The sequence below is a fragment of the Methylococcus sp. S1M genome (assembly GCF_051295855.1).
Taxonomy (GTDB): domain Bacteria; phylum Pseudomonadota; class Gammaproteobacteria; order Methylococcales; family Methylococcaceae; genus Methylococcus; species Methylococcus capsulatus.
The window spans coordinates 1-233 of record NZ_JBPDXO010000077.1 but is presented as its reverse complement, the minus strand read 5'-3'; the positions used below and the strand labels follow the sequence as shown (position 1 = coordinate 233).

Genomic DNA, 233 nt, shown 5'->3' with positions numbered 1-233 from the left:
GACCGAGGTCGGCACGCTTCAGCTTGAAGCCGTGGCGCGGGACAGCGGTGAGCGCTGGAAGGTCGAATTCGCGGTGCGCAGCGGCGAGAAACCGGTGCCAGCCTTCGATGAGGTGAGTCCCGAAGCGCCTTATCTCGGTACCCTCGAAGCGCCCGCCGAATCAGTGGTGGAGGGGGATGCCGGCGGAGATGAACCGGCCGGGAAGAAGCCCTTCTGGTCCTTCAACAAATGAG

General features: G+C 64.4%; 1 pseudogene. It reads left to right on the top strand.

From position 1 onward, the window contains the following. Window positions 1-232 (top strand): annotated as a pseudogene (locus tag ACSHWJ_RS16125) (Hsp70 family protein); the annotation flags it as partial. Window position 233: the final 1 nt, after the last annotated feature.